General features: G+C 63.0%; 24 protein-coding genes. 19 read left to right on the top strand and 5 right to left on the bottom strand.

Going from position 1 to position 22,559, the window contains the following annotated elements:
- Positions 1-92: 92 nt before the first annotated feature.
- A complete protein-coding gene (locus CBY09_RS20175; protein WP_094291357.1) occupies positions 93-824 on the bottom strand; it encodes a ComF family protein in 732 nt (243 codons plus the stop codon).
- A gap of 34 nt (positions 825-858) precedes the next feature.
- On the opposite strand from CBY09_RS20175, the gene CBY09_RS20170 reads away from it, so the two are divergent.
- The 8 genes from CBY09_RS20170 (at position 859) to CBY09_RS20140 (ending at position 7,234) form a co-directional block, all read left to right on the top strand.
- Complete coding sequence (locus tag CBY09_RS20170) at positions 859-1,761, top strand: malonyl-ACP O-methyltransferase BioC (protein WP_094291356.1); 903 nt, start codon at positions 859-861, stop codon at positions 1,759-1,761.
- 151 nt (positions 1,762-1,912) lie between these two features.
- The gene (locus CBY09_RS20165) at positions 1,913-2,389 is read left to right on the top strand and encodes a DUF2244 domain-containing protein (protein ID WP_063458872.1); all 477 of its coding nucleotides are present in this window, start codon (positions 1,913-1,915) and stop codon (positions 2,387-2,389) included.
- A gap of 59 nt (positions 2,390-2,448) precedes the next feature.
- Positions 2,449-3,618 (top strand): cytochrome c oxidase subunit II, encoded by a 1,170-nt coding sequence (gene coxB / locus CBY09_RS20160; protein ID WP_094291355.1) that lies wholly within the window; start codon positions 2,449-2,451, stop codon positions 3,616-3,618.
- Positions 3,619-3,647: 29 nt separating this feature from the next.
- Positions 3,648-5,288, top strand: coding sequence for a cytochrome c oxidase subunit I (ctaD, locus tag CBY09_RS20155; protein WP_094291354.1), 1,641 nt, complete (start codon positions 3,648-3,650; stop codon positions 5,286-5,288).
- An 11-nt stretch (positions 5,289-5,299) separates the two neighbouring features.
- Positions 5,300-5,410, top strand: a complete 111-nt coding sequence (locus tag CBY09_RS24185; protein WP_212742253.1) for a cytochrome oxidase small assembly protein — start codon at positions 5,300-5,302, stop codon at positions 5,408-5,410.
- Between the two features lie 18 nt (positions 5,411-5,428).
- On the top strand, positions 5,429-6,067 hold the full coding sequence (locus tag CBY09_RS20150; RefSeq protein WP_094291353.1) for a cytochrome c oxidase assembly protein: 639 nt from the start codon (positions 5,429-5,431) through the stop codon (positions 6,065-6,067).
- On the top strand, positions 6,064-6,288 hold the full coding sequence (locus CBY09_RS20145) for a DUF2970 domain-containing protein (RefSeq protein ID WP_094291352.1): 225 nt from the start codon (positions 6,064-6,066) through the stop codon (positions 6,286-6,288). The genes CBY09_RS20150 and CBY09_RS20145 overlap by 4 nt, the downstream gene beginning before the upstream one ends.
- A gap of 64 nt (positions 6,289-6,352) precedes the next feature.
- Positions 6,353-7,234 carry a cytochrome c oxidase subunit 3 gene (locus CBY09_RS20140; protein WP_094291351.1) on the top strand — a complete coding sequence of 294 codons (882 nt, stop codon included), beginning with the start codon at positions 6,353-6,355 and terminating at the stop codon, positions 7,232-7,234.
- Between the two features lie 122 nt (positions 7,235-7,356).
- Here CBY09_RS20140 and CBY09_RS20135 read toward each other — a convergent pair whose 3' ends face one another.
- Complete coding sequence (locus CBY09_RS20135; RefSeq protein ID WP_094291350.1) at positions 7,357-7,587, bottom strand: twin transmembrane helix small protein; 231 nt, start codon at positions 7,585-7,587, stop codon at positions 7,357-7,359.
- Between the two features lie 15 nt (positions 7,588-7,602).
- Between CBY09_RS20135 and CBY09_RS20130 the strand changes: the two genes are divergently transcribed.
- From CBY09_RS20130 to CBY09_RS20110, 5 genes are read left to right on the top strand one after another with little or no spacing between them, the layout of a single operon-like run.
- Positions 7,603-8,409, top strand: a complete 807-nt coding sequence (locus tag CBY09_RS20130; protein WP_094291349.1) for an SURF1 family protein — start codon at positions 7,603-7,605, stop codon at positions 8,407-8,409.
- Complete coding sequence (locus CBY09_RS20125; protein WP_094291348.1) at positions 8,351-9,094, top strand: SCO family protein; 744 nt, start codon at positions 8,351-8,353, stop codon at positions 9,092-9,094. Before CBY09_RS20130 ends, CBY09_RS20125 begins: the two co-directional genes overlap by 59 nt.
- Complete coding sequence (locus CBY09_RS20120) at positions 9,091-10,275, top strand: COX15/CtaA family protein (protein WP_094291347.1); 1,185 nt, start codon at positions 9,091-9,093, stop codon at positions 10,273-10,275. Before CBY09_RS20125 ends, CBY09_RS20120 begins: the two co-directional genes overlap by 4 nt.
- Positions 10,272-11,174, top strand: a complete 903-nt coding sequence (gene cyoE / locus CBY09_RS20115) for a heme o synthase (protein WP_094291346.1) — start codon at positions 10,272-10,274, stop codon at positions 11,172-11,174. The genes CBY09_RS20120 and cyoE overlap by 4 nt, the downstream gene beginning before the upstream one ends.
- A 5-nt stretch (positions 11,175-11,179) precedes the next feature.
- Positions 11,180-11,794: an SCO family protein gene (locus CBY09_RS20110; RefSeq protein ID WP_165773952.1), complete on the top strand. Its 615-nt coding sequence runs from the start codon at positions 11,180-11,182 to the stop codon at positions 11,792-11,794.
- Positions 11,795-11,931: 137 nt separating this feature from the next.
- Here CBY09_RS20110 and CBY09_RS20105 read toward each other — a convergent pair whose 3' ends face one another.
- Both CBY09_RS20105 and rpoH read right to left on the bottom strand, forming a co-directional pair.
- Complete coding sequence (locus CBY09_RS20105) at positions 11,932-12,969, bottom strand: Bug family tripartite tricarboxylate transporter substrate binding protein (RefSeq protein ID WP_094291345.1); 1,038 nt, start codon at positions 12,967-12,969, stop codon at positions 11,932-11,934.
- A gap of 116 nt (positions 12,970-13,085) precedes the next feature.
- Positions 13,086-14,027 (bottom strand): RNA polymerase sigma factor RpoH, encoded by a 942-nt coding sequence (gene rpoH / locus CBY09_RS20100; RefSeq protein ID WP_094291344.1) that lies wholly within the window; start codon positions 14,025-14,027, stop codon positions 13,086-13,088.
- Positions 14,028-15,072: 1,045 nt separating this feature from the next.
- Between rpoH and fusA the strand changes: the two genes are divergently transcribed.
- Positions 15,073-17,121 carry an elongation factor G gene (fusA, locus tag CBY09_RS20095; protein ID WP_094291343.1) on the top strand — a complete coding sequence of 683 codons (2,049 nt, stop codon included), beginning with the start codon at positions 15,073-15,075 and terminating at the stop codon, positions 17,119-17,121.
- Positions 17,122-17,354: 233 nt separating this feature from the next.
- Positions 17,355-17,975: a hypothetical protein gene (locus CBY09_RS20090; RefSeq protein WP_094291342.1), complete on the top strand. Its 621-nt coding sequence runs from the start codon at positions 17,355-17,357 to the stop codon at positions 17,973-17,975.
- A 20-nt stretch (positions 17,976-17,995) separates the two neighbouring features.
- Here CBY09_RS20090 and CBY09_RS20085 read toward each other — a convergent pair whose 3' ends face one another.
- Positions 17,996-18,916, bottom strand: a complete 921-nt coding sequence (locus CBY09_RS20085) for a LysR family transcriptional regulator (RefSeq protein ID WP_094291341.1) — start codon at positions 18,914-18,916, stop codon at positions 17,996-17,998.
- Between the two features lie 101 nt (positions 18,917-19,017).
- Between CBY09_RS20085 and CBY09_RS20080 the strand changes: the two genes are divergently transcribed.
- The 4 genes from CBY09_RS20080 to CBY09_RS20065 all read left to right on the top strand — a co-directional run bounded on the left by CBY09_RS20080 (position 19,018) and on the right by CBY09_RS20065 (position 22,271).
- Positions 19,018-19,344, top strand: coding sequence for a nuclear transport factor 2 family protein (locus CBY09_RS20080; RefSeq protein WP_094291340.1), 327 nt, complete (start codon positions 19,018-19,020; stop codon positions 19,342-19,344).
- Positions 19,341-20,123 (top strand): SDR family oxidoreductase, encoded by a 783-nt coding sequence (locus CBY09_RS20075; protein ID WP_094291339.1) that lies wholly within the window; start codon positions 19,341-19,343, stop codon positions 20,121-20,123. The genes CBY09_RS20080 and CBY09_RS20075 overlap by 4 nt, the downstream gene beginning before the upstream one ends.
- 327 nt (positions 20,124-20,450) lie before the next feature.
- Positions 20,451-21,200, top strand: coding sequence for an SDR family oxidoreductase (locus CBY09_RS20070; RefSeq protein ID WP_094291338.1), 750 nt, complete (start codon positions 20,451-20,453; stop codon positions 21,198-21,200).
- A gap of 162 nt (positions 21,201-21,362) precedes the next feature.
- Complete coding sequence (locus CBY09_RS20065) at positions 21,363-22,271, top strand: AraC family transcriptional regulator (RefSeq protein ID WP_094291337.1); 909 nt, start codon at positions 21,363-21,365, stop codon at positions 22,269-22,271.
- Positions 22,272-22,559 lie beyond the last annotated feature (288 nt).

Genomic DNA, 22,559 nt, shown 5'->3' with positions numbered 1-22,559 from the left:
TCGTCCCGGATGTGAGTTGAGCAACCGCTCGTAATCAAAAGTATCCCGCCTGGCAGGCGCCGGGGCAATGCGCAGCGCGTGCGGCAGCCTGTCTATTCCAGTGCGGTGCGTGCCAATACCACCACCGCCACATGCGCCACCCCGGCCTCGCGCAGGGCCAGCGTGGCGGCATACACGGTGGCGCCCGTGGTCATCACGTCGTCCAGCAGCACCACGCGCTGCCCCCGTAGGGCGGCGGCGCGGGCGGGTTCCACGGCAAATGCACCTTTCAGGTTGCGCAGCCGCTGGGCGCGTGGCAGGCCACTTTGGGCCTCGGTGGCATGCAGGCGCAGCAGGCTGTGCACATCGGCCTTGGCGCCCGCCAGGTGCTGCGCCAGCAGGGCCGACTGGTTGAAACCGCGTTCGCGCAGGCGTTCGGTAGACAGCGGTACGGGCAGCACCCAATCTGCTGCATCGACTGCGGGCTCCACCCAGGGTGTGCTGCGCAGCAGGGTGGCCAGCGTGCGGGCCCAGCCGGGGTCCGCCCGGAACTTGAAGTCCGCCAGCGCGGCAGACCAGGGGTAGGCATAGTCCACGGCGGCCAGGCAGGCATCAAAGGCTGGCGGGTGCTGCAGGCAGGTGCCGCACACGGCCACCCCTGTGGGCACCCGCAATGCGCAGCGCTGGCAGCGGCTGGCGGGTTGGGCGAACCGGGCCACGCAGGCGTTGCAGATGCGCTGCGACGGCCAGGCATGGCAAGCGGCACACTGACTGGGAACGCGGTCGGCCAGACCCCGCAAGCCCCGCAGGTGGCGTGAAAGCCCTGACAGTCCTTGAAAAAGCATGAATCAATATACTCGCGCGTCCCTGTGAGCTGCCATGTCCTCCGAGCGCCCCCCCACCATCGATCCCATTGCTGCTGCCCGCTGGCAGGCCGCTGCACCTGCCTTGTCCCCGTGGCTCCATGAAGAGGTGGCCCGCCGCATGGAGGACCGCCTGCAATGGATTCGCCAGGCGCCTGCGTCCTGGTGCCATTGGGATGCCTTGCGCGGCGGCCTGCAGGCCCATGCGCTGGTGAGTGCCCGCTATCCCGAGGCCCGTTGTCAGGTGTTTGAGTCTGCCGCGCATTGCGAGCCGGTGGTGCGGCAGGCGTTGGCCAAGCCCTGGTGGAGCCTTTCGCGCTGGAGCGCCGCCAGCCCGCAGTGGGGCCGGCCCGCCGATGCCAGTGTGCAGATGCTCTGGGCCAACATGGCACTGCACACGGCCGCAGACCCACAGGCCCTGATCGCGCAGTGGCACCGCGCGCTGGCGGTGGATGGCTACCTGATGTTCTCGTGCCTGGGGCCCGACACCTTGCGGGAGCTGCACGGGGTGTATGCGGCCCTGGGCTGGCCTCCGGCGGGCCATGCGTTTACCGACATGCACGATTGGGGCGACATGCTGGTGCACGCCGGGTTTGCCGAGCCGGTGATGGACATGGAGCGCATCACGCTCACGTTTGCCACGCCCGAGCGGCTGGTGCAGGAGCTGCGTGAGCTGGGCTGCAATCTGCACCCTGATCGCTTTCCCTCATTGCGCGGGCGGCGCTGGCGCGACAAGCTCTATGCCGTGCTGGCCGAGCGGCTTGCTGATCCGCAGCAGGGAGGTCAGTTGGCACTGACTTTTGAAATCATTTATGGCCACGCTTTCAAGCCCGCACCAAGGGTGCGCATGGACTCCAGCAGCACGGTTTCGCTGCAGGACATGCGCTTGATGTTGCGCAAGGGCGGCAAAGAAAACTAACCTGTAACTCCGTGTCAATGACTTGGAACAAGGCACGCTACAATTCAGGGTTATTGAGATTTCGGGCATCTTCCCGCGCAAATTTGCGGGCTGCGCCTGTGGTGCCTGAGGCTCCACAAACGGTGCGCCAGCAGCCTTGTGGGCACGACCTGTGACGGGCTTGGTTTTACGTTTTGCCACGGTGTCGGGTCAGCGCATTGACTGGCGCTTGGCCCGGAATTGCTCGGTCACGCCGGCACAGTTGGGGTGGATGTATCTGTCCTTGTGCCTGGTGTCCCTGGGGATCGCAACGTGCTTCTGGATGCTCGGCGCCTACCTGGTGATGCCCTTTGCGTGGCTCGAAATCTTGGCTGTAGGAATTGCATTCGCCATGTACGGTCGCCATGCGGCGGATGGCGAGAGGATTTCGCTGCAAGGCTCGCGTCTTGTGGTGGAACGGGAGACGGCAGGCCGGCTGGAGCGCGCAGAGTTTGACCGGAGCCGGGTTCGTGTAGAGCCCAAGACCGGAGATCACTCGCTCATCATGCTGTCTGCACAGGGTCGATCCGTTGAGGTGGGGCGCTTCGTGCGCCCCGAACTTCGACCGGCCCTGGCATCGGAGATCCGCATGGCCTTGCGCGCCGCCTGACCCCACGCAGGCTTGTGCAAGGGATTGGTTAAATTGAGGCTTAGAAGTAAGTGAGAACTATGAAGAGCATTTCCAACAAGCTGGCTTCTCTGCTGCTGATTGCCGGTGCATGGGTGGGCTCCGCAGCCCATGCCGTCCAGGACCTGCCTGGTGGCCCTGCAGTCAACCAGCTGAACCTGCATCCCCCAGTGACCAAAATTGCTGAAGAGCAGCATTTTCTGCACTGGATGATGCTGATCATCTGTACGGTGATCTTTGTTGCAGTGTTCTCCGTGATGTTCTACTCGATCTGGAAGCACCGCCGCTCCAAGGGCGCCAAGTCGGCCAACTTCCATGAGTCCGTCACCGTCGAAGTGGTCTGGACCATCATCCCCTTCATCATCGTGATCCTGATGGCCCTGCCCGCCACCAAGGTGCTGGTGGCGCAGAAGGACACCACCAACGCCGACCTCACCATCAAAACCACGGGCTACCAGTGGAAGTGGGGTTATGACTACATCACCGGCGAAGGCGAAGGCCTGGCGTTCATCTCCACGTTGGACAGCAGCCACCGCGTGATGTCTGACAGCGGCAAGGTGGCAGACGCGCCCGCCGACTACCTGCTCAAGGTGGACAACCCGATGGTGGTGCCTGTGGGCAAGAAGATCCGCATCATCACCACGGCCAACGACGTGATCCACGCCTTCATGGTGCCTGCCTTCGGTATCAAGCAGGATGCGATCCCCGGCTTTGTGCGTGACACCTGGTTCCGCGCCGAGAAGATCGGTGACTACTACGGCCAGTGCGCCGAGTTGTGCGGCAAGGAACACGCCTACATGCCCATCCACGTGAAGGTCGTGTCTGCCGAAGACTACACCGCCTGGGTGGCCGACCAGAAGAAGAAGGCCGCCGCCAAGCTGGACGACCCGACCAAGGTCTGGACGATGGACGACATCATGAAGCGTGGCGAGAAGGTGTATGCCGCGAATTGCGCCGCCTGCCACCAGGCCAACGGCAAGGGCGCTGGCCCCATCAAGGCCCTGGACGCCTCAGCCGTGGTGCTGGACACCGACCACGCCAAGCAGATCCAGATCCTGCTCAAGGGTGCTGCCAATGGGGCCATGCCTGCCTGGGCACAGCTCAGCGATACCGATATTGCCTCTGTGGTGACCTACACGAAAAACTCCTGGTCCAACAAGACCGGGCAGCTGGTGCAGCCTGCTGAAATCGTGGCCCAGCGCGGCAAGTAATCATCGCCCAACGTATTGAGGAATCCAACATGAGCGCAGTTCTCGACAACCACGGTCACGCGGGCGACCACGCACACGACGACCATGGCCACCATGGCCACCATGGCCCCACCGGCTGGCGCCGCTGGTTTTTCGCCACCAACCACAAGGACATCGGTACTCTGTACCTGCTGTTCTCGTTCAGCATGTTGATGATCGGCGGCTTTCTGGCGCTGATGATCCGTGCCGAGCTGTTCCAGCCCGGCCTGCAGATCGTGAACCCCGAGCTGTTCAACCAGCTCACCACCATGCACGGTCTGATCATGGTGTTCGGCGCCATCATGCCGGCCTTCGTGGGTTTTGCGAACTGGATGATCCCGCTGCAGATCGGCGCATCCGACATGGCCTTTGCCCGCATGAACAACTTCAGCTTCTGGCTGATGATTCCTGCGGCCATCATGCTCGTGGCATCATTCTTCATGCCCGGTGGCGCCCCCGCCGCCGGCTGGACGCTGTATGCGCCGTTGACGCTGCAGATGGGCCCCTCCATGGACGCTGGCATCTTTGCGATGCACATCCTGGGTGCCTCGTCCATCATGGGCTCGATCAACATCATCGTGACCATCCTCAACATGCGCGCCCCCGGCATGACGCTGATGAAGATGCCCATGTTCGCCTGGACCTGGCTCATCACTGCCTACCTGCTGATTGCCGTGATGCCCGTGCTGGCTGGCGCGATCACCATGACGCTGACGGATCGCCACTTCGGCACCAGCTTCTTCAACCCCGCTGGTGGCGGCGACCCGGTGATGTACCAGCACATCTTCTGGTTCTTCGGCCACCCCGAGGTGTACATCATGATCTTGCCGGCCTTCGGCATCATCAGCCAGATCGTGCCTGCGTTCGCCCGCAAGAAGCTGTTCGGCTACGCCTCCATGGTGTACGCCACCTCGTCCATCGCCATCCTGTCGTTCATCGTGTGGGCCCACCACATGTTCACGACCGGCATGCCCGTGACCGGCCAGCTGTTCTTCATGTACGCCACCATGCTGATCTCGGTGCCCACGGCCGTGAAGATCTTCAACTGGATCGCCACCATGTGGCGTGGCTCCATGACGTTTGAGACACCCATGCTGTTTGCCGTGGGCTTCATCTTCGTGTTCACCATGGGTGGTTTCACCGGCCTGATTCTGGCCATGGCCCCTATCGACATCCAACTGCAAGACACGTACTACGTGGTGGCCCACTTCCACTACGTGCTGGTGGCTGGTTCGCTGTTCTCCATGTTCGCTGGCGTGTACTACTGGCTGCCCAAGTGGACGGGCGTGATGTACTCCGAAGCCCGTGGCCAGATCCACTTCTGGGGTTCGCTAATCACCTTCAACATCACGTTCTTCCCCATGCACTTCCTGGGCCTGGCTGGCATGCCCCGCCGCTATGCCGACTACCCCATGCAGTTCGCTGATTTCAATGCGATTGCTTCCGTGGGCGCATTCGGCTTCGGTCTGATGCAGGTGTACTTCTTCCTGGCCGTCATCGTGCCCGCCATGCGTGGCAAGGGTGAAAAGGCCGCTGCCAAGCCTTGGGATGGTGCCGAGGGCCTGGAATGGGAAGTCCCATCCCCTGCGCCTTTCCACACCTTTGAGAACCCACCCAAGCTGGACGCTACGGCCACCCGTGTGATCGGTTGAGGACCATGCCCATGACACCCGAGCAGAAAAAGAGCAACCTGCGGATGGCGCTGATCCTGGCGTCCATTGCGGTGGTGTTCTTCGTCGGGTTCATGGCCAAGGTGTTCTTCCTCTCCCGTTGAGCTGAGGCCCCACCTGCCATGAGCCTGCGCCGCGAAAACGCCAAGATGGTCGGCAAGCTGGTCGTGATTGCGGCTGGCATGTTCGCCTTCGGCTACGTGCTGATCCCGATCTACAAGCACATCTGCGAGATGACGGGCATCAACATCCTGTCGCTGTCCGAGCGCCAGGTGCCAGGCAACGGCGTGGCAGGCAAGGACGCGAAGCTGCCAGCGAATACGCAGGTAGACAAGAGCCGCACCATCACCGTGGAGTTCGACGCCAACGCGCGCGGCCCCTGGGACTTCAAGCCCGCCCAGCGCTCGGTGCAGGTGCACCCTGGCGAGCTGACCACAGTGATGTACGAATTCCAGAACGTGCAGAACCGCCGCATGGCCGCACAGGCCATTCCGAGCTATGCCCCGCGCCAGGCGGCAGCCCACTTCAACAAGCTGGAGTGTTTCTGCTTCAACCAGTATGTGCTGGAGCCCGGTGAAAAGAAGGAATGGCCCGTGGCCTTCGTGATCGATCCGCGCCTGTCCAAGGATGTGACCACCATCACGCTGTCCTACACGTTCTTCGAAGTGGGTGGCAAGACGCCAGCCGCACCAGAGTCTACTGCGGCGATGGGTGGCGCCCTGTCCACCCCCAGCGTGTTGGTGACGGGGGTGGGCTCATGAATGCGCCCCTCGATCCATCCGCCGTGAAGCCGCTCGAGCGCAAGGGCTCGCTGCTGCGCACGGTGCGCGCGGTGGCCTGGTCGCTCGTTGGCCTGCGCAAGGGCAGCGAGTACCAGCAGGATGTCGAAAAACTCAACCCGTTGCACATCATTGTGGTGGGACTGGTCGCGGTTTTTTTGCTGGTGATGGGGCTGATGGCCTTGGTGAATTGGGTAGTGTGAGCGGGTTGTTGGACCCGTATCGACAACAAGACTGAAAACAAAGATCTGAGATTCAGGAGCTGAAATGAGTGCATCAACCCACGGCGGAACCCCGTACTACTATGTGCCTGCCGAGTCGCGCCACCCGGTGATGGCGGCTGCAGGCCTGTTCTTTGTCATCCTCGGCGCAGGCCAGTGGATCAACGGCCATGACTGGGGCAAGTATTCCCTGGCCCTGGGCCTGGTGTGGTGGCTGTTCACGCTGTACCAGTGGTTCGGTGACGCGGTGCGCGAAAGCGAAGGGGGCCTGTACGGCCACAAGATCGACCTCTCGTACCGCTGGAGCATGAGCTGGTTCATCTTCTCGGAAGTGATGTTCTTCGGCGCGTTCTTCACGGCTCTGTGGTGGGCGCGCGCACACTCGGTGCCTGCACTGGGCAGCCTCGACAACGCACTGCTCTGGCCTGATTTCAAGGCGGTGTGGCCCAGCGTGGCGGCCGGTATGACGGCCTCGCCAGCTGGCATCGTCGAGCCCTTCCAGACGGTCGGCCCCTTCTGGCTGCCCACCATCAACACCGCGCTGCTGCTGACCTCGGGCGTGACGCTGACCATTGCCCACCACGCACTGCGTGAAAACCATCGCGGCAAGACGATTGCTTTCATGTGGGCCACGGTGCTGCTGGGTTTTGTCTTCTTGCTGGTGCAAGGCTACGAGTACTACCACCTGTACACCGACTTGAACCTCAAGCTCAATTCGGGTGTGTTCGGCTCCACCTTCTTCATGCTGACCGGTTTCCACGGCTTCCACGTGTTCCTGGGCATGCTGATGTTGCTGGTGATCACGCTGCGCCTGCAAAAGGGCCACTTCACCGCCGACAAGCACTTCGGCTTTGAAGGTGCAGCCTGGTACTGGCACTTTGTGGACGTGGTGTGGCTCGGCCTGTACGTGCTGGTGTACTGGATGTAAGCACCCCGCGGCACCCGCAAAAAAAGCGCCTCGCGGCGCTTTTTTTGTTGGAGGGGAGGGCAGCAAAAAGGCTGGATCTTTGCCCCTGTGGCGGGCGATGGCGCTCGCTGGGACAGGCTAGGTCAGCGGGTTGCTGGCAGGCCGGTGGGCTGGATGTAGCCCAACTGCCAGGCCATCAGAATGCACACAAACAGCACAATGGACAGCCCCACCCGCACTGCCAGTGCCTTGGCCATGTGGTTGCCTCTGCGCTTGTCGTCCTGGCTGCCCTGGCCTTTGCGCATCATGAAGAACAAGGCCGACGCGAGGCTGGCCAAAATGGCGATGAACGCCAGCACTACGAGGTATTTCATGGAGCACATTATCCCGTGACCACTGTTCGCCGCCCCCTGGGTCTGCGTTTCTGGCTCATTACGCTGGCCACGGTGGCGGGCATGCTGGTTACCGCGTCGCTGGGGCGCTGGCAGCTGTCGCGTGCGGCGCAGAAAGAGGCCCTGCAGGCCATGCTGGACGCGCGTGGTCGCATGCCGGCGATGGATGGCCGTGTGCTGCTGTCGCAACCCACCATGGCAGCTGCAAAGGCCGAAACCCTTGTGCACCGCGCGGTGGTGCTGGAGGGGCGCTGGTTGCCCGAGCACACCGTGTACCTCGACAACCGCCAGATGAATGGCCGCCCCGGGTTTTTTGTGCTGACGCCGCTGCAGTTGGTGGGCACACCTTCGGGGGTGGTGCTGGTGCAGCGGGGCTGGGTGCCGCGCAATTTTCAGGATCGCACCCAGCTGCCCCAGGTGCAAACCCCGCAGGATGTGGTGGTGCGCGTGGTGGGGCGCGTGGCCGCCGCGCCCTCGCGGCTGTACGAGTTTGGCGGTGGGGACAGCAGTGCTGGCGGCCATGGCGCCGAGGGGTCTTCCCGCATCCGGCAAAATCTCGACCTGGCCGCGTTTCGCACCGAAACCGGCCTGGCGCTCGCCCCGCTCACCGTGGTGCAGACGGGCGAGGCGGTGGGTGCGGGCGACGGCCTGCAACGCGACTGGCCCGTGGTGGGCGCAGGCGTCGATAAACACTACGGTTACGCATTTCAATGGTTCGGGCTCTGCGGCCTGATGGCACTTCTTTATGTCTGGTTCCAAATCGTCCGACGGTTCATTCGCCCGCGCAGCCAGCCTGCCCCCTGAAGTCCACGCCGAGCACCCGCTCGGACTGACCGTGCACACCTTGCCCGAGGCCGGAGATGCCGTGGCCAGCGCGCAGCGCACCCGCCATGGCCGCTGGAAGATGCTGGGCGTGTTGGCGATCTGCGCGGCACCGGTGATCGCCTCGTATTTCACCTACTACGTGATCCGCCCCGAAGGCCGCCGCAACTATGGGGAGCTGATCGATCCCCAGCGCACGCTGCCTGCGCTCACCGTTGCTACGCCGGATGGTGCCCCGGTGACCCTGGCCTCGCTCAAGGGACAGTGGCTGCTGGTGAGCGTGGCCGGTGGCGCCTGTGATGCGGTCTGCCAGAACCACCTGTATCTGCAGCGGCAACTGCGCGAAAGCCTGGGCAAGGAAAAAGACCGCCTGGACTGGGTCTGGCTCGTCAACGACAACGCCGCCATCCCCGACGCGCTGGCACCCGCCCTGCAAAAAGCCACGGTGCTGCGCGTGGATGCTGCTGCACTGAACGCCTGGCTCGCACCGGCGGCGGGCCAGCAGCAGGCCGACCACCTGTATGTGGTGGACCCCATGGGCAACTGGATGATGCGCTTCCCTGCTGCCATGGATGCCAGCGGCGCCGCCAAGGCCAAGCGGGACCTGGAGCGCCTGCTGCGCGCCTCCTCGTCCTGGGACGACGCCGGGCGGCCGGGCCAGCCATGAGCGATACCCAGCCGCTGTACGACCTGGCGCCGGTGCTGGAGCTGATGCTCTTGGGCCTGCTGATTGCATTGGGGCCGCTGGCCTGGGTGTGGGTGCGCAACCGCCGCAGCTCGCCCATGCGGCGCCTGCAGGCGCTCACAGTGCTGACCTTGTTTCTGACCTTTGACCTGGTGCTGTTCGGCGCCTTTACACGGCTCACCGATTCGGGCCTGGGCTGCCCCGACTGGCCCGGCTGCTACGGCAATGCCAGCCCCATGGGCGCGCGTGCAGAAATTTCGGCCGCGCAAGAGGCTATGCCCACGGGCCCCGTCACGCATGGCAAGGCCTGGGTGGAGATGATCCACCGCTACCTGGCCACCGGCGTGGGCGTGCTCATCATTGTGCTCACGGTGTCGTCCTGGGTGCAGCACCGCCGGGCCCAGCGCGGCGTGGCCGAGGCGCCTCCGCTCAGCCCCTGGTGGCCCACGGTCACGCTGGTGTGGGTGTGCCTGCAAGGGGCCTTTGGCGCGCTCACGGTGACGATGAAGCTCTTCCCCGCCATCGTCACGCTGCACCTCATCGGTGGACTGGTGTTGCTGGCGCTGCTGTGTGTGCAGGCGGTGCGCCACACCCACGCGGCACAAGGCCGCCTGCCCACCGTGATCTCGCCCGCACTGCGTCGGGGCCTGGCCTGGACGGGGTTGTTGCTGGCGCTGCAGGTGGTGCTGGGCGGCTGGGTCAGCACCAACTATGCCGTGCTGGCCTGCACCACCTTCCCCACCTGCCAGGGCAGCTGGTGGCCCGCGATGGACTTTGCCCAGGGCTTCCAGGTCTGGCGCAAGCTGGGCATGCTGCAGGATGGCAGCCACATCAGCTTTGCGGGGCTTACCGCGATCCACTACGTGCACCGGCTCATGGCCTATGTGGTGCTGGCGGCGCTTGCATGGCTGGCCTGGCGCCTGCACCGCAGTGGCGCGCTGCGCGCGCAAACGCGCTGGCTGGCGGGCCTGTCGGTGCTGCAACTGGCCACCGGCCTGTCCAACGTGATCCTGGACTGGCCGCTGGTGGCCGCCGTGCTGCACACCGGCGGCGCTGCGGCACTGGTTGTGGTGCTGACCTGGGCCCTGGTGGCCAGCCGTGCAGCCGTGCCTGTTTCCCGAGAGTTTTCCGCGTCGCCTGGCGCATCGAGAGTGTCCGCATGAGTGTCGCCCCACCCCACGTTGTTGCCTTGCCCTCGCGCATGCAGCAGTTCTATGCGCTGACCAAGCCCCGCGTGGTGCAGCTCATCGTTTTCTGTGCCCTGATCGGCATGGTGCTGGCCGTGCCCGGCTTGCCGTCTGCCGCGCAACTGGGCCACATGGCGCTGGCCAGTGCCGGGGTGTGGCTGGTGGCGGGCGCTGCGGCTGCTTTCAACTGCATCGTGGAGCAGGGCATTGACGCCAAGATGAAGCGCACCGCCTGGCGTCCCACGGCCAAGGGCGAACTGTCCAATGCGCAGACGCTGCTGTTCTCCGCCGTGCTGTGCGCCGCAGGGTCGGCACTGCTGTACTTCTGGATCAACCCGCTGACCATGTGGCTCACCTTTGCCACGTTCGTGGGCTACGCGGTGGTCTACACCGTGATCCTCAAGCCCCTGACGCCGCAGAACATCGTCATCGGCGGAGCATCGGGCGCCATGCCACCGGTGCTAGGCTGGGCCGCCATGACGGGGGACGTGGGCCCCGAGGCGCTGATCCTGTTCCTCATCATCTTCCTGTGGACGCCGCCGCACTTCTGGGCGCTGGCGCTGTACCGCGTGGAGGACTACCGCAAGTCCGGCCTGCCCATGCTGCCGGTTACCCATGGCAACGAGTTCACCCGGCTGCAGGTGTTCCTCTACACCCTGATCCTGTTTGCGGGCTGCCTGATGCCGTTTGTGTACGGCATGAGTTCGTGGATCTACCTCGCAGCGGCTGTGCTGCTGTCTGCGGGTTTTTGTGGCTACGGCTTTGCGCTGTGGCGCAACTACTCCGACGCGCTGGCGCGCAAGACCTTCCGTTTTTCCCTGATCCACCTGAGCGTGCTGTTTGCCGCCCTGCTCGTGGACCACTACGTGCTGTGAACCCCATGCTGAAACGAAATGCTCTCAAAACGATAGCTGTCAGTGCTCTATCCATAGGCGCAGCGGGCCTTTTTGGCGCTTGTTCTGAGAAGAAAAAGGCCGAATTTCGTGGCGTGGACATCACCGGCGCCGACTACGCCCGGGACCTCCCGCTGACCGACCACAACGGTCAGGCACGCCACATCCAGGACTTTGCGGGCAAGGTGGTGGTGGTGTTCTTCGGCTTCACGCAGTGCCCCGACGTGTGCCCGACATCGATGCAGGAGTTGGCCGAGGTCAAGCAGATCCTGGGCAAGGACGGCGACCGCCTGCAAGGCATCTTTGTGACGGTGGACCCGGAGCGCGACACGCCCGAAGTGCTCAAGGCCTACATGGCCAACTTCGACCCGAGTTTTCTGGCCCTGCGTGGCTCGCCCGAGCAGCTTGCGGCCGTCGCCAAGGACTTCAAGATCTACTACAAGAAGGTCGATGGCAAGACGCCCACCAGCTACACCATGGACCACTCGGCGGGCAGCTACGTGTACGACCCTGCCGGGCGCCTGCGCGTGTACAACCGCTACGGCAGCGGTGCCCAGGCCCTGGCCGCCGACGTCAAGACCCTGCTTGCCGAAGGGGGCTGAGATTTCTGCGGGTGCGCCAGCCCGCATGCATGCTGGTTTGACAGTACTGGCAGTAAAAAACCCGGGCAGGCACGTTGGCCAGACCCGGGTTGAAGTTTGCTGGTGGCAAAGGCGTGCGACATCTCCGCCGCGCAGATTCACTCCGCCTTGATGCCGCGCATCGCGATCACACCGCCCAGCAGGTTGGTGTCGGCCTTCACGCGGTTGGCCAGCCCCTCGGGCGACGAGCCCACCGTCTGCCAGCCTTGCTGGAACAGCTTGCCGCGCACCTCTTCGCTGCGGGCAATCTCGCTGATCAGCGCCGCCAGCTTGGCCTGGATGGGCTTGGGCAGGGTCGAAGGCGCCGCGAAGGCATTCCAGATTTCCAGGTTGAAGTTGCTGATGCCTGCTTCGGCCAGGCTGGGCACATCAGGCGCCAGCGGGCTGCGTCCGGAAGACGTCACACCAATCGCGCGCAGCTTGCCCGCACGCACCTGCGCCTGCGCCAGGGCCGGAGGCAGCAGGGCCATCTGCAACTGCCCGCCCAGCATGGCGGTGGCCACCTGCGGGTAGCCCGGGTAGGGCACATGCACCGGGTTGATGTTGCTGCGCGACTTGAGCAGCTCGGTGCCAATGTGGCCCACCGTGCCCACACCCGGCGTGCCATAGCTCCACTTGTCGCCGCCATTGCGGGCCGCCACGAAGAAGTCGCGGGCATTGCTGTTGGCGGGCACCCCGGGCTGGCTCACGGGAGCCGTCAGGATCAGGGGCGAAGTGCCGATCAGGCTCAGTGGCGCCAGGTCCTTGATCGGGTCATAGGGCACGGCCGGATTCAACAGCTTGGCAATGGTCATGTTGCCGTTGATCATCAGGCCGATGGTGTGGTCGTCGCGTGCCTTGGCCACGGCATCGGCGGCAATGTTGCCGCCTGCGCCCACCTTGTTTTCCACAATCACCGGCTGGCCCAGGGCCTTGGACAGCGGCTCAGTGAATGTGCGCGCCGTGAGGTCGGGCGAAGACCCGGCCGGGAAGCCCACGATGATCTTGAGCGGCTTGGTGGGCCAGGCCAGGGGGGCGGCTGCTGCGGCGGCGCCGGGCTTGGCAGCGTTCTGGGCCAAGACCCAGGGGGAGGCGGCTGCCAGCGCAATCAGCAGCGTAGAAGCACGGCGGGACACAACAGGGCGTGACGACAACATGGGACGGGGTCTCCTCAACAAGAATATTCAGGGGCCAAAACGACACGGGGCCCCAGAACTGGGGCCCCGTGAGGCAACTTCTGCAGCCGGGGATATTAACCCCGCCGCCCGCAGGCTCAGGTGTACTCGGCCAGTGCCTTTTTCATCTTCTTCATCGCGGCCACCTCGATCTGGCGGATGCGTTCGGCGCTCACGCCGTACACCGCCGCCAGCTCGTGCAGCGTCATGCCGCCCGTGCCGTCGTCGTTGACCTTGAGCCAGCGCTCTTCCACGATGCGGCGGCTGCGATCATCCAGGCTGGCCAGCGCCGTGGCAATGCCATCCGTGGCCAGCGCATCACGCTGGCGCGACTCGATCATGGCCGTGGGCTCGTGCGAACCGTCGGCCAGGTAGGCAATGGGGCCAAACGCCTGCTCGCCATCGTCCGATGGGGCCGGGTCCAGCAGCACATCACCCCCCGACATGCGGGTTTCCATCTCGATCACTTCCTCGCGCTTCACATTGAGTTGCGCGGCCACCGAGTCGATCTCGCGGTCCGACAGCGTGTCGCGGTGCGTGGCGGCGTCTTCTGCGGCGGCATCGGCCTTGAAGCCCTGTTTCATCGAGCGCAGGTTGAAGAACAGCTTGCGCTGGGCCTTGGTGGTGGCCACCTTCACCATGCGCCAGTTCTTCAGGATGTATTCGTGGATCTCGGCCTTGATCCAGTGCATGGCGTAGCTCACCAGGCGCACGCCCTGGTCCGGGTCAAAGCGCTTGACGGCCTTCATCAGGCCCACATTGCCTTCCTGGATCAGGTCGCCATGGGGCAGGCCGTAGCCCAGGTACTGGCGCGAAATCGAGACCACCAGGCGCAGGTGCGACATCACCAGCCGGCCAGCGGCATCCACATCGTTGTTGTCCTTGAGCTGCCGCGCATAGGTCTGCTCTTCTTCGTGTGTGAGCAGGGGCAGGCGATTGACGGCCGAAATGTAGGCGTCGAGGTTGCCCAGCGCAGGCACCAACGCCCAGGGGTTGGCGGGAGCCAGGGTCATCGTCGCGGTTCCAGACTGAATGTTCATTCCAGGAATCCTTTCCTCTAAGCCAAGATATTAGCACTCCATGTGATTGAGTGCTAAATCCATAGTTCCCCTGCGGGTGAACAAAGTGGCCTGTCCACCATCGCCAGTGTCGATTCCACTCGGGTTTTGTACTTTTCTCATTGAGTTTTGTACTTTTGAGGCGTGAGGGAGAAGCGTAACTATTTGATTTGTAATGGGAAATTTGTTTCTGATGCGGTTTTTTCAATCTTCTGTGCCTGCTTTTTAAGCGGATTTCAGGAATCTGTCCCCACCCCTTTGAGCATCGGTTCGTGCGTTGGTTGCGCCGCAATGCGGCTTAGCAGCAGTTGAAAGCACATTGTTTGTGAGTGTTTGCTTACTTTTTTCTGGGTCGTGGGAAGAAGTTGGTGAGACATTCGCCCTTATCGATGTGAGCCCAAGAACTGGGAGCAGCGGCGCCCCTCCCTCTTTCCTAAGGGTTGCCGGTCCGTGTGGAAAAGGAGTGCCAGTGCATGCAAGTGGACGAGTCGCGACCGGGCAGGTTTCGCTGCAAAGCGGCCCACCCGATCACAGCAGAATCGACGCACACTCTCACCCTGTAGCCACTCAGAACGGCGCAGGCGACACCGTCAACACCGCAGGCCCAGGCCCCATATGCAGGCGACAGCTACAGCTCGGTCGTTTGCAAGCTTTTTCCGCGAGGAGGATAATTCGATCTTATGAAAATCCTCACCAACGTGATCAAGGCATCGTCCGCCACCTAGTTGCGCCCCTCGATCGCGTATCGGAGGGCTGCGCGCCTTCCGGTCAACAAAACCCCGGCAGGCTTCCCTTCCGGGGTTTTTTGTTTTTCGCACCACGGACCAACCCATGCGTACCTACGACAAGTTGATTGCCACGATTCCCGACCGCCGGAGCTTGAGTTCCGTGCGCCCGGGCTCCGGCGACAGCACACCTCTCAGACGCTAGCGACCAGGCGAATCCTTCACGCCTGGGCTGGCGCAAAGCCAACTAGGCGGCAACTGCTCGCAGAGCCGAGTGCAGCCGCAAAAATGAAAGATTCACCATGTCCAAGACTTCTTCCTCCTCTCGCAACAACGCCCATCGGCAACTGCGCAACCTCGGTGTCATCGCCCACGTTGATGCGGGCAAGACCACAACCACCGAACGCATCCTGTTCTACACGGGCGAAAGCCACCGCATCGGTGACGTGAACGACGGCACTGCTCAGATGGACTTCGACCCGCAGGAGCAAAAGCGCGGCATCACCATCAACAGTGCGGCTGTCACTGTGCATTGGAAGGGCACACAGCTCAACCTGATCGACACGCCCGGCCACATCGACTTCAACATCGAGGTGAACCGTTCGCTGCGCGTGCTCGATGGCGCGGTCGTCGTGTTCGACGGCGTGGCCGGCGTGGAGCCGCAGACCGAGACCAACTGGCGCCTGGCCGACAAGTACCGCGTACCCCGCATCGCCTTCATCAACAAGCTCGACCGCGTGGGTGCCGACTTCCACCGCGTGGTGGCCATGATGGAGGATCGTCTGGGCGTGCGCGTGGTGCCGCTGCAGATCCCCATCGGCGCGGAAGGCGACTTCCATGGTGTGGTGGACCTTTTGAGCATGCGTGCTCGCATCTGGGACCGTGACGACGCAAGCGCCCCGTACCGCGAAGCCGATGTGCCCGCTGACCTGCTTGAGCATGCGGTGCGCAGCCGCGCTCGCCTGGTCGAAGCGGCTGTCGAGCAAGACGAAGCCGCCCTGCAGGCCTACGTCAACGGCGAAGAGATCGCGGTGGACGTGCTGCGTGCGGCCGTCCGCAAGGGTGTCCTGGCCGGCGCCTTCGTGCCTGCGCTGGCGGGATCGGCTTTCAAGAACCGGGGTGTGGAGCCTTTGCTCGATGCCGTGGTGGACTACCTGCCCGCGCCCGAAGACATCGTGCGCGAAGGTGAAGGCGAGACCGCCGCGGACCCGTTCAAGGCGTTGGCATTCAAGGTCGTCACCGATGACCATGGTGCCAAAGTGTTCGTGCGCGTCTACAGCGGCCGGCTGGGCCGGGGCGACGTGGTGCTCAACACCAGCACGGGCAAGACCGAGCGCGTGTCGCGCCTGTACGAAGTGCATGCCGACAAGCACATCGAACGCGACGAGCTGGTGGCGGGTGACATCGCCGCCGTCGTAGGCCTCAAGGACACGTTGACGGGGCACACGCTGAGCGACCCGGCCCACCCCGTGGTGCTGGAGCAGATCAGCGTGCCCGAGCCGGTGATCCATGTGGCCATCGAGCCCAAGGCGAGCGCGGACCAGCAAGGCCTGTCAAAGGCCCTGCAGTCCCTGCTGCGCGAGGACCCGAGCCTGAGACTGCAGCTCGACGCCGAGTCCGGCCAGACCATTCTGTCCGGCATGGGCGAGCTGCAGCTGGAGGTGTCGATCGAGAAGCTGCGCGCACGCCACGGCGTCAACGTGTCGGTAGGCCGCCCCCAAGTGGCCTACCGCGAAACCATCTCACGGAGTGTGGAGGTACACCATGTGCACAAGAAGCAATCGGGCGGGCCCGGCCAGTTCGCTGAGGTAAGGCTGCTGCTCGAACCCCTGCCCAGGGGCGAAGGCATCCGCTTTGAAAGCCGCATTGTTGGCGGAGCCGTGCCGCGCGAGTTCATTCCCTCCGTGGAGGCCGGCATCCGCCGCGCCGCCCTTGCGGGCGCAGTGGCAGGCTTCCCCGCCACGGACTTCGCGGCCATCCTGCTGGACGGCAGCTTCCACGAGCGCGACTCGTCCACGCTGGCCTTCGAGCTGGCGGCCATGGCCGCCTTCCGGGAAGGGTTTGCCAAGGCAGCGCCCCAGGTGCTGGAGCCCGTGATGGCCGTGGAGGTCATCACCCCGGTCGACTACCTGGGCGATGCCATCGGCGACCTGAACCGCCGCCGAGGGCTGGTGCGAGGCCAGGGCCAACGCGGCATCGCAGCCACGGTCGAGGCCGAGGTACCGCTGAAAGAGATGTTCGGCTACATCGGTAGCCTGCGGGCCCTGTCGTCAGGGCGTGCGCAGTACTCGATGCAGCTGGACCACTATGGGGTGGTGCCTGCGGCCCAGGTGGCAGAGCTGATGGGCTGAGTTGCGCGCCGGGCCGGGTGCCCGGTACAGCCCGAGAGAGGGGTGTGGACGGGAGTCTGCACCTCTTTTTTTTGCTTTGCGAGATGTTTGCTGCGTGACGGCTCCGGTCATCAAGGCTCAGGTGGGGGAGGCAGCCAGAAGATCACACACGCCTCACAGACTTCATGTTGGCCTCACGCAGCCACCCAATACTGTCTCCCAGCGCTCAATGCTTCTTGGTTGGAAAGGGCTCCATGTTTATTGCAATCGCGCTGGGCATGGCCCTGCTGTGCCTGGCCATCTTTGGGTTGGCGACCTTCTTTCTGGCAAGGGGCATGGCTAGAAGTTTCGGCTATGTCTTCCACCAGCTACTCGGATATCAACCGCCCACCGTCGCGCTGCGGTTGACCTCCTGGGCCTCCGCCCTGCTCGTGCTGATACTCCTGCCCGTGAAAGGATGCAGCCATATGCAGGTGGAGCTGTACCGCCAGGCGGTTCCTCCTCAATTCGAGTTGGTGGAGGCTCTGCACCACGATGAGATCGTTGGTTTCCGAGAGGGGTGTGGATACGCAATCTTCCGGCTTTCAGAAGACAACCTGGCGCGCATTCGCCGCCAGGGCCTGGCTTACTTCGACGCGGCTCAGCTTGGACGGGATGGCAAGCCCTACCACCAATACCAGCCGTGGCAAACCACGCCGACCGGCGAGCATGAGCAACTGTTTCGCGGGCAAAGCTGCGCGGGTGAGCCGTCTGAATTGCTGGAGCAGGCTCAGCGCGCAGTTGGCAAAGAAGGAGCGTTCTTCACTACCGGTCACGAGCAGGATTTGGTGGTAGTTCCTGCCTTGGGTTTGCTCATCTACTCGTACAACGGTTGACCGAAGGGCTACAACTTGGACTATCCGGCTTTGCGTTCCATCTCCAAATCTCTATCCAAAAGACAGTCGATAAATGCACCCAGGAGCGCCGGTCGATGCTGCCTGTTCGGGTAGTAGAGGAACAGCCCGGGGCGCGAAATCGACCATTCCGCCAAGACCTGGACCAACCTGCCCTGGGCCAAGTGCTCGGCCACACCATCTCGTTCGAAGTGATACGCAATGCCGAGCCCGTTCAGCGCAGCAGCAATGCCAATGTCAGCATGATTGGTGACAACCGGACCATCCACCGCGACTTCCAGTTTTTGGCCCTTCTTTTCGAACTCCCAGCGGTACTGTCTGCCGTCCATCTGTAGCCGCCAGTTGATGCACGCATGATTGTGCAAATCGGCGGGCGTCTTAGGGACCCCTCGCGCAGCCAGATAGCCTGGAGAGGCCACTGCAACCATATTCAGGTCTGGGCTGAGACGCACGGCAATCATGTCCTTCTCAAGCCGCCCACCCACGCGGATGCCCGCATCGAAGCGGCCCGCAACGATATCGGCCAGAGCGTCGTCGACCACGATGTCGAGCAGCACTTCAGGATAGGCCTGGTGGAAGCGCGAAAGCCTGGGCGCAATGATGGTTCTCGCTGCGATCCCCAGCGTGTTGATGCGAAGCGTGCCTGTGGTGTGCCCTGCAGCCTCGGTGGCTTCAGCGACTGCAGCATCCATTTCCCGAAACAGTGGGGCTATTCGCCCATAGAGCAGTTCGCCACTTGCAGAGGGCGCGACGCTTCGTGTCGTCCTGTTCAGAAGGCGTGTGCCGATCCTGCCTTCGAGCTGTCGAATGGTCTGGCTGAGCGCAGACGGCGAAAGGCCCAGATGTTCTGCCGCGCGGGCAAAGCTCTTGCGTTCAACCACGGCAGCAAAAGCTTTTAGCTCAGCAAATTCGAACCCGCGCATTATGTATTCCTGTCTACATAGCCAATTTGAATTCTAGGTGATTCACTTATCTTGCTGCGACGCGCATCCTGAGGCTTCATTCAACACATGGAGCCACCAGCATGCACCCCTCGACCCTTCCTGAACCCATTGCCGCGTACTTCGCGGCAGAGCACAACCCTGAGGCCTTGGCGCGTTGTTTCACACCGCAAGCGGTCATGAAGGACGATGGCCACACCTACACCGGCGTCGAAGCCATCACGGCCTTTATGGCCGAGGCATCCGCCAAGTACAGCGCTACGACCGTACCGTTTGCACTGGAACGTGAGGATGGCCTCCAGATCGTCCGCGCCAAGGTCACAGGCAACTTCCCTGGCAGCCCGATCAATCTGTTCTATCGCTTTCGCTTGGAACGCGGCCTGATTTCATTGCTGGAGGTCACAGCATGAACTTCGACCTTCAATTGCAAGGACAGCGTGCCCTGGTTACCGGCGGCACCAAGGGGTTGGGTGCTGCGGTCGTCAAGAGCCTCCAGGAAGTCGGAGTGCAGGTCATGACAACTGCGCGCTCGGCACCAGACAGGCCGCTCGAAGGTGTGACTTACGTCCAGACTGACCTGACGACCGCGGAGGGCGTGAGCGAACTGGCGCGCGTGGTGAGGGAGCAGTGGGGCGGTGTCGATATCCTGATCAACTCCGTCGGAGGCTCGACCGCGCCGGCAGGCGGTTTTGCGGCACTGGATGACGCTGTGTGGCTCAGTGAGCTGAACCTGAACCTGATGTCAGCAGTGCGTCTTGACCGTGCGCTGTTGCCCGCCATGTTGGCCAAACGTGCAGGGGTTGTCCTGCATGTGACGTCGATACAGCGTGTGCTTCCACTTCCGGAGTCAACCACCGCGTACGCCGCCGCCAAGGGTGCCCTCTCGACCTACAGCAAGTCCTTGTCAAAAGAGGTCACACCGAAAGGAGTGCGCGTTCTGCGCGTCTCGCCAGGCTGGATTGAAACCGAGGCTTCGGTGGTATTTGCCGAGCGGATGGGCGCAGAAGCGGGCACGGACTACGAGGGCGGGAAGAAGATGGTCATGGACTGGCTCGGTGGAATCCCGGTCGGGCGGCCCGCTACGCCACAGGAAGTTGCCGACCTCATCACCTTCTTGGTGTCTCCTCGCGCAGCATCGGTGTCGGGCTCAGAGCATGTGATCGATGGTGGGACGGTTCCCACCGTGTAAAGCCCTGAAGAGGTGTGACAGATAGGCCCACAAGTTACGGCACTCGTGGGCCTTTTTTCTTTTCAAGGGCTGGGTCCGGAGCCAGGCATTCGGGCGCAGACGGCGTCAAAGTTAGTTGGTCAAGGCAACGCATTGGCTGAACAGCGCAAGCAGGGCCGTTACCGCCGCGGGCCTACGACTGCGCGAACCACCTCCTTGGGGCGCGTGCACAAAAACCGAATCAGGGAGAAATGGACGATGGCAAAACAAAGTCGGACTATCTTGTGTAGATGGTCCTGCGCTTGCGGTCTATCGTTACGTCACCGCAACTCACCACCTGGACTCATCATGAAGACCGTACTCATCACAGGCTGTTCCTCTGGCTATGGCCTGGCCACCGCTCGTCACTTCCATGCCATGGGCTGGAACGTCATCGCCACCATGCGCAGACCGAACGTGAATCTGCTGCCCCAATCGGAGCGCATGCGCGTGATCCCGCTGGATGTGACCAGCCAAGACAGCATCGTCTCGGCCCTCCACGCTGCCGGCCCCATCGACGTACTCGTCAACAACGCCGGGATCGGCGTCGTCGGCGCGTTCGAGGCCACTTCGCTGGCGATTGCCCGTGAAGTGTTCGACACGAATACCTTTGGTGTCATGTCCATGATGCAGGCCGTCATACCGCAGTTTCGCGAACGTAAGGCGGGCGTGATCGTCAACGTGACTTCAAGCACCACGCTCGCATCCTTCCCACTGGCGGGCATCTACACCGCCAGCAAAACAGCCATCGAAGGCCTCTCCGGTTCAGTGGCTCATGAGTTGGGGGCCTTCGACATCCGCATCAAGCTGGTCGAGCCCGGCTACGGTCCCGGCACCCGCTTCACCGAGAACGGAGGGCAGCGCATGCAGGGCCTGATTCCTGATGCCTACAAGCCGTTCGCTGAACCCATCTTTGCGGCATTTGCCAATCCCGGGCCGGTGACCTCCGAGACCGACGTTGCCGAAGTAGTCTGGCAAGCCGCCAACGATACGACGGACCGCCTGCATTTCGCCGCTGGTGCGGATGCCGTGGCGCTCGCCAACGCAAAACGGCATTGACCCGCGAGTCCTTCGCCAATTGCGTGCCCTGGCCGGCCATGCGCCGGTGCGGGCTGCTTTGCCTGGCATCGAGTTCCAGCCAGGACAACGAATCGTGAATTGGCTTGCCGGACTCCCTATGCATCAGAATTGCCAGGTGTTTGGCAAACATCCATTTCGCCGATGAGTGATCCGCTGACTGAAGTCGTGAAGCTGTTGCAGCCGCGCGCCGTATTTGCCAACCCCATCAGTGGCAAGGGGGACTGGGCCGTCCGATTTGCTGCTTACGGTCAGTCCAGCTTCTGCATCATGCTGGCGGGCAGCTGCATGCTTGCCGTGGATGGGCACGAGGCGGTCACCCTTTGCGCTGGGGACTTCGTCCTTCTGCCGACGACCCCCGCATTCACGATCTCCAGCCTAAGCCCAGCGGCCCCTGTTCACCTCGACCCGAATGCAGTCGGGAAACAGGGCGAGGTTCGGTATGGCGACAGGACCGGGGAAGCGGACATGCGTTCACTGGGTGGGGCATTCCTGTTCGACGCTGCTGACCCCAAACTCTTGGTGTCTCTGCTGCCGGAGCTTGTCCATGTCCAGGGTTCCATGCGTCTGGCTCAACTGGTTCAGATGGTTGGCGAAGAGTACACCGAGCAGAGTCCCGGGCATGAGTTCATGCTGTCGCGGCTGGTCGAGATGATGCTGATCGAAGCCATGCGTTCGACAACCTCGCGCAATGCGCCCTCGGGCATGCTGCGGGGCCTGGGTGACGAGCGGTTGGCGCCGGCCCTGAAGCAGATGCATGCCCGGATCGATCACACCTGGACCGTGGCGCAGCTTGCACCCTTGGCTGCGCTGTCTCGCTCAGCGTTCTTTGATCGGTTCACCCGAATAGTCGGCGTGGCTCCCATGGAGTACTTGCTTGCCTGGCGCATGGAGATTGCACGGGACCTCTTGCGTCGCAAGGGTCTGGGCATCGCCCAGGTTGCCGAGCGGGTCGGTTATGCGTCCACCAGTACGTTCAGTACGGCCTTCAGTCGGCATGTGGGGCAGTCGCCCAGGCAGTACGCGCGGTCCGGGCAACCAGCAAACCGTTGAGATGAAGTGAAGAACGCGCTCCACGCGTATGCACAGAGTCGATAGCCCCTTGCGCAATCACGGGTCACATACCGGCCCCTGTGTTTCAACTGTGAGCACGACGGGTTGATGGCCAGCCGTCAAACTGCAACTACCCTGTGAAGGCCGGTAGCGATCATGCTGACCGTTCATAACGTCGGCTGCGACTGACTGGAACAAGCCTGTGGGCGCCGCTTGGCCAAAACGCTGTTCTTTGCGTCAAGCGTTTAAGTGCGGCCCTGAGTAGAAAGATCCTGAGCTGATGGCGCG

The organism is Acidovorax kalamii (genome assembly GCF_002245625.1).
Classification (GTDB): domain Bacteria; phylum Pseudomonadota; class Gammaproteobacteria; order Burkholderiales; family Burkholderiaceae_C; genus Acidovorax; species Acidovorax kalamii.
Note: the sequence above shows the minus strand (reverse complement) of the source record. Positions and strands in the feature narration are given on the sequence as shown.